The organism is Streptomyces sp. NPDC017890 (genome assembly GCF_044328675.1).
Taxonomy (GTDB): Bacteria; Actinomycetota; Actinomycetes; order Streptomycetales; family Streptomycetaceae; genus Streptomyces.
Map to the genome: position 1 here is coordinate 1 of NZ_JBIRHU010000059.1, position 7,208 is coordinate 7,208.

Consider the following 7,208-nt stretch of genomic DNA (forward strand, 5'->3'; position numbering starts at 1 on the left):
GCCGCGCCGTCGATCCCGGTCGTGTCGAACGTGACCGGTCGGGCCGAGGCGGACGTGGCGTCGGCGGAGTACTGGGTACGCCATGTCCGTGCGGCCGTGCGCTTCGGGGAGGGTGTGCGCTGGCTGGAGGAGCAGGGCGTCGGTGTCTTCCTGGAGCTGGGTCCGGACGGTGTCCTGTCCGGTATGGCGCAGGAGTCCCTCACCGGGGACGTGCGGCTCGTCGCCGCTCTGCGTAAGGACCGCTCCGAAGCGGAAGCACTGCTCACGGCTCTGGGCCGTCTGCACGTCGCGGGCGTGACCCCGGACTGGGCGGCGTACTTCTCCGGCACCGGTGCCCGCCGCGTCGACCTGCCCACCTACCCCTTCCAGCGCCGGCACTACTGGCTGGTGCAGGCCTCCCCCACGGGAGACGTGGCACCCGCCGGGCTGTCCTCCGTCGAGCATCCGCTGCTGGGTGCGGCAGTGCCGTTGGCCGATGCCGACGGGTTCCTGCTCACCGGGCGGCTGTCCCTGCGGACGCATCCGTGGCTGGCCGGGCATGCGCTGTCCGGAGTCGTGCTCGTACCGGCGACCGCGTTCGTCGAGCTCGCAGTCCGGGCCGCCGACGAGGCGGGCTGTGCCGAGCTGGAGGAGTTGACGCTTCAGGCACCGCTGGTCCTGCCGGAGGACGAGGCGGTGCAGACGCAGCTCGTGGTGGGCGCCGACGACGGTTCCGGGCGGCGGTCGCTGACGATCCACTCGCGTCCCGCGGACGCCGCCCGCGAGGAGCCGTGGACCCAGCACGCCGCCGGTGTGCTCGCGGTCGGTGGCTCGGTGGACGGAGCCGTGCTCGCCGCATGGCCGCCCGCGGACGCCGTGCAGGTGCCCGTCGAGGAGTTGTACTCGGGGCTCGCCGATGTCGGCTTCGCCTACGGATCCGCGTTCCTGGGGCTGCGCTCCGTGTGGCGGGCCGAGGACGCCGTGTACGCGGAGGTGGCCCTGCCGGACGAGCACCTCGACGATGCGGCGGCGTTCGGGCTGCATCCGGCGCTGTTCGACGCGGCGCTGCACCCCCTCGGCCTCAGCCTGGCCCTGGGAACCGCCGAGGACCACACCGGCGGCGAGAGCGAAGCCGAGACGACCGAGACGCGGGGGGCAGGGCTGCCGTTCGCCTGGACCGGAGTACGGCTGCACGCCTCGGGCGCCACCGCCCTGCGCGTGCGCCTCACGCCCAGCGGCGACGACGGAGTGTCCGTCCTCGCCGTCGACGAGGCCGGGGCCCCGGTCGCATCGGTGGAGTCGCTGGTCCTGCGGCCGGTGGCGGACGAGCAGCTCGCCGCCGCCCGGGCGGCCCGGCGCGACCTGTACGCCGTCGAATGGACGCCCGCCTCCACCCGTGCCGGCAGCGATGGTGCCGGCACCACGACGACGTACGCGGTGATCGGCGTCGGACCGGACGCGCGGGTGCCCGCCGAAGCCAGGAGTCTCGCCGAAGGCCTCGCCACGACGGGTGCCACCGGCGACGTACTGCCCGGCCTCGAAGCCCTCGTTCGCGGAATCGAGGAGGGCGATCCGGTCCCCGAGCTGGTCTTCGCCCGGATACCGTCGGGAGACGGCGCGGACACGGCCGACGCCGCGGAGCGGGCGCGCGCCGTGACCGGACACGTCCTGGAGACCTTGCAGGACTGGCTGTCCCGGGACGAGTTGGCGGATTCCCGCCTCGTGCTCGTCACCCGCGGTGCGGTGGCCACGGACGACACCGGTGTGCCGGACCTCGCCGGCGCCGCGGTGTGGGGCCTGGCCCGCTCGGCGCAGTCGGAGAATCCGGAGCGCCTGGTGCTCGTCGACGTGGACGGCACCCCGCAGTCGTACCTCTCCCTGGCCGCCACCGCCGTGTCCGGGGAGCCGCAGGCCGCGCTGCGCTCGGGCGACGTCCTGGTGCCCCGGCTCGCCCGGGCCGCCGGCACCGAGGCGGGCGACGGCCTCCGGCTGAACCCGGACGGCACCGTCCTCGTCACCGGGGCGACCGGTACGCTCGGCGGGCTCGTCGCCCGGCATCTGGTGACCGAGCACGGGGCCGGCCACCTCCTGCTGGTCTCGCGCCGCGGCCGGAACGCCGAAGGGGCCGACGCACTCGAGACCGAGCTGCGGCGACTGGGCGCCCAGGTGACCTTCGCGGCCTGCGACGTAGCCGAACGCGAAGCCGTGGCGGAGCTGCTCGGCTCACTCGACCGGCCACTGACCGGTGTCGTCCACACCGCCGGAGTGATCGACGACGGGGTGCTCCCGGCACAGAGCGGAGAGCGCCTGGAGACGGTCTTCCGGCCCAAGGCGGACGCGGCCCAGCACCTGCACGAGCTGACCGCGGGGCACGACCTCGCGATGTTCGTACTGTTCTCCTCGGCGGCGGCCACCTTCGGCAGCGCCGGTCAGGCCAACTACGCGGCGGCGAACGCCTACCTCGACGCCCTCGCGCAGCACCGCCGGGCCGGCGGCCTGCCCGCCACCTCGGTGGCGTGGGGCATGTGGGCCCAGCGCAGCGGCATGACCGGCGACCTCGCCGAGGCGGACATCGCCAGGATGAGCCGCGGCGGCTTCGGCGCCCTCACGGCTGAGCAGGGCCTCGCGCTGTTCGACGCCGCCGCGACCGCGTCCGGGGCGGCACTGGTCGCCGTACGTCTCGACGTGACCGCCCTGCGGGCCTCGTCCGGACGGGCCGACGGGCGCGGTGAACTGCCGCCGCTGCTCCGCGGCCTGGTCCCCGCGACAGGGGCGACGGGCGCCACGGGAACGGCCGGCACCTCCGGGGCGACAGGCCGGCGTGCCGCGGCGGCCTCCCCGTCGGACAACGGCGCCGACGCCCTCCGGAGGCGGCTCGTGTCCCTCCCGGAAGCCGAGCAGGAAGCCGAACTGCTCGCCCTGGTACGCGCCCACGTCGCAGGCGTCCTCGGCCACGAAGGGGCGGACGAGGTGGAGGCCGACCGGACCTTCCAGGAAATCGGCTTCGACTCGCTCACCGCGGTCGAGTTCCGCAACCAGCTCACCGCGGTCACCGGGGTACGCCTCGCCGCCACGGTGATCTTCAACTATCCGACACCGGCGGCGGTCGCCGGGCACCTGCGCGGCCGACTCGTCACCGACGCGGCGACCGGTGCGGGAACCGCGGAACTGGACGCCCTCGAACGACTCCTCGGACAGGACTCGTTCGGCGGACAGGCCCGCACCCGGATCACCGAGAGGCTGCAGGCCCTGCTGGCCAAGTGGGGCGGCGACGCCGGGACCGGACCGGTGGAGGCACACCAGGCGCCCCCAGCACAGCAGGCGCAGGAAGCGCCCCAGGCACACGAGGGACAGACGGTCGCGGAGGAACTGGACGCCGCGTCGGACGACGAAGTCTTCGACTTCCTCAACAAAGAGTTCGGGATCTCCTGACGCACGCAGGGCTCGGGTTCCATCCACTAGGAGAGCTGACTTCAGATGGCGAACGAAGAACGACTCCGTTACTTCCTCAAGCAGGTGTCCGCCGACCTGCACGCGACCCGCCGTCGCCTGCGTGAGCTGGAGGGCAAGGAGCAGGAGCCCGTCGCGATCGTCGGGATGAGCTGCCGCTACCCCGGCGGGATCTCCTCGCCGGAGGACCTGTGGCGGCTCGTCGCGGAGAACGGTGACGGCATCACCCGCTTCCCGGAGAACCGTGGTTGGGAACCGGAGACCCTCTACCACCCCGACCCCGACCACGAGGGCACCTCGTACACCCGCGAGGGCGGCTTCCTGCACGATGCCGGGGCCTTCGACCCGGCGTTCTTCGGGATCAGCCCGCGCGAGGCCGTCGCCATGGACCCGCAGCAGCGGCTCCTCCTGGAAGCGGCCTGGGAAGCGGTCGAACGCGCCGGCATCGACCCGGTGGAACTCCGCGGCAGCCGCACCGGAGTCTTCGCCGGAGTCATGTACCACGACTACGCGGCCGGCGTGGACGTCGTACCCGAGGGCGTCGAGGGGTACCTCGGCACGGGCAACTCCGGCAGTGTCGTCTCCGGCCGGATCGCCTACGCCCTCGGCCTGGAAGGCCCGGCGGTGACGGTCGACACGGCGTGCTCGTCCTCCCTCGTGGCCCTGCACTGGGCGAGCCAGGCACTGCGCGACGGCGAGTGCACGATGGCACTGGCCGGCGGCGTCACCGTGATGTCCACACCCAGCACCTTCGTCGACTTCAGCCGCCAGCGGGGCCTGTCGCCCGACGGCCGCTGCAAGTCCTTCGCCGACGCCGCCGACGGCACCGGCTGGGCCGAGGGTGTCGGCCTGCTGCTCCTGGAGCGTCTCTCCGACGCCCAGCGCAACGGCCACCGCGTCCTCGGCGTGATCCGCAGCTCGGCCGTCAACCAGGATGGCGCCTCCAACGGCCTGACCGCGCCCAACGGCCCCTCCCAGGAACGCGTCATCCGGCAGGCCCTCTCCTCCGCCGGGCTCACCGCGGCGGACGTGGACGCGGTGGAGGCGCACGGTACGGGAACCACACTGGGCGACCCGATCGAGGCCGAGGCGCTGCTGGCCACGTACGGCCAGGACCGGTCGGCCGGCCGTCCGTTGTGGCTGGGTTCCATCAAGTCCAACATCGGCCACACACAGGCTGCTTCAGGTGTCGCCGGCATCATCAAAATGGTCATGGCCATGCGCCATGGCGTGCTGCCCAAGACCCTCCACGTCGACACCCCCTCGTCCCACGTCGACTGGTCGGCGGGGTCCGTCGAACTGCTGACCGAGCAGCGCCCGTGGCCCGACACCGGCCGGCCGCGCAGGGCGGGTGTCTCGTCCTTCGGCGTCAGCGGAACCAACGCTCACGTCATCGTCGAGCAGCCGTCCCTGCCCGAGGCACCGGAGACAGAGCCGGAGCCGCAGCCCGAGTCCGAACCCGGGACCGCACCCGAGTCCGCATCCGCATCCGCCACCACTCCCGGAACCGCGCCGCTCGACAGTGACGCCGTGGTGCCGTGGGTGCTGTCGGCGAAGTCGGAAGCGGCGCTCAAGGCGCAGGCGGAGCGGCTGAGGGCCTCCCTCGCCGAAGATGTCTCGCCGGTGGACGTGGCGTACTCGCTGGCCACCACACGCGCGACCATGGAGCACCGGGCCGTGGTGGTGGGTGCCGGCCATACCGAACTGATGCGTGGCCTCTCCGCGCTGGCCGATGGCACACCGGCGTCGGGCCTGGTCAGCGGAGCCTTCCGGGCATCCCGTGGGCAGCTGGCGGTGTTGTTCTCGGGGCAGGGGTCGCAGCGGGCGGGGATGGGCCGGGAGCTGTACGGGGCGTATCCGGTGTTCGCTGAGGCGTTGGATGCGGTGTGTGCGGGGTTCGACCGGGTGCTGGACCGGCCGTTGCGTGAAGTGATGTTCGCCGGGGAGGGCGAGCTGCTGGACCAGACCGGCTACACGCAGCCAGGTCTGTTCGCTCTGGAAGTGGCCTTGTACCGGCTCACGGAATCGTGGGGTATCCGGCCGGATTATGTGACCGGGCACTCGATCGGTGAGCTGGCCGCCGCGCATGTCGCCGGAGTGCTCTCCCTGGACGACGCTGTGACGCTGGTGGCGGCGCGGGGCCGGTTGATGCAGGCGTTGCCGGCGGGTGGCGCGATGCTGGCCGTCGGTACGGACGAGGCGACCGTGGCCCCGTATCTGGAGGGCCGCGAGGCGGAGGTGTCTCTCGCAGCCGTGAACGGTCCGTCCTCGGTGGTGATCGCCGGCGACGCCGATGCCGTGGCCGAGCTGGGGGATCGGTTCTCTGAGCTGGGGTGGAAGACGAAGAAGCTGCGGGTGAGTCATGCGTTCCACTCGCCGCACATGGACGCGATGCTGGACGATTTCCGCCGGGTCGCCGAGTCGCTGACCTACACCCCGCCGTCGATCCCGGTCGTGTCGAACGTGACCGGTCGGGCCGAGGCCGACGTGGCGTCGGCGGAGTACTGGGTACGCCACGTCCGCGCCGCTGTCCGCTTCGGTGAGGGCGTGCGCTGGCTGGAGGACCAGGGTGTGTCGGTGTTCCTGGAGCTGGGTCCGGACGGTGTCCTGTCCGGCATGGCGCAGGAGACCCTCACCGGCCGTCGGCAGTCGATCGCGGCCCTGCGCAAGGACCGCCCCGAACCCGAGGCTCTGATCACCGCACTCGGCCGCCTGCACGTGGCCGGCGTCCGTCCCGACTGGGACGCCCTCCTCCCCGGTGCGGAAGTGGTCGATCTGCCCACGTACGCCTTCCAGCACGAGTGGTTCTGGCTGGAATCCCGGGACTTCGGTGGGGAAGGCGAGGTCGTGCGCGACCCCGTCGAGGCGGCGTTCTGGGAAGCGGTTGAGCGTGAGGACCTGGCCTCGCTCGCCGGGACGCTCCAGGTGGACGGGGACCAGCCGCTGAGCGCCGTACTGCCGGCCCTGTCGAGCTGGCGCAGGCAGCGTCGCGAACTCTCGCTCATCGACGACTGGCGCTACCGCGTCACCTGGCAGCCACTGGACGCCGAGGCACCCTCCGAGGTGCTGTCCGGCACCTGGCTCGTCGTGACGTCCGAGGCCCAGAGCGCCGACGAGGTCGTCGGTGCGCTGACGGACCACGGCGCGGACGCCGTACCCGTCGTTCTGCACGATCTCGACCGTCCCGGCGTCACCGACGCGCTGCGCACCGCCGCGGCGGACGGCGCGGTGGCCGGTGTGGTCTCGTTGCTCGGCCTCGACGAGCAGGCCGACGTCGGGGTGCCCCGCGGGGTGGCCGGCACCATGACGCTCGTCCAGGCCCTCGGTGACGCCGGGATCGACGCACCGATGTGGTCGCTCACCTCGGGGGCGGTGGCGGTCGCCGACGAGGTGCTCGGCAGCGTCGTGCAGGCGCAGGTGTGGGGCTTCGGCCGCTCCGCGGCGCTGGAGCACCCGGAGCGGTGGGGCGGTCTGATCGACCTGCCCGAGACGTGGGACAAGACCACCGCTGCGCGACTGGCCGCCGTTCTCGCCGGAGGCGACGGCGAGGTGGCCGTCCGGGCGGCCGGCGTCTTCGGACGCCGCCTGGTACGGGCACGGGCGGTGGACGAGCCCGTTGTGCGTTCATGGGTCCCGTCGGGGACGGTGTTGGTGACGGGTGGTACGGGTGCGTTGGGTGCGCATGTGGCGCGGTGGGCTGCTCGTGGTGGTGCGGAGCATTTGTTGTTGGTGTCGCGTCGGGGTGGGGATGCGCCGGGTGTGGATGCTCTGGTGTCGGA

The 7,208-nt window shown here is 72.8% G+C and carries 1 protein-coding gene and 1 pseudogene; both read left to right on the forward strand.

The annotated features are described in order from the left end of the window. Positions 1 to 3,411, forward strand: a 3,411-nt coding sequence (locus tag ACH4F2_RS34930; protein WP_398136717.1) for an SDR family NAD(P)-dependent oxidoreductase, incomplete at its 5' end; no start/stop codon positions are given. 87 nt (positions 3,412 to 3,498) lie between these two features. Continuing rightward, positions 3,499 to 7,208, forward strand: a pseudogene (locus ACH4F2_RS34935) (type I polyketide synthase); the annotation flags it as partial.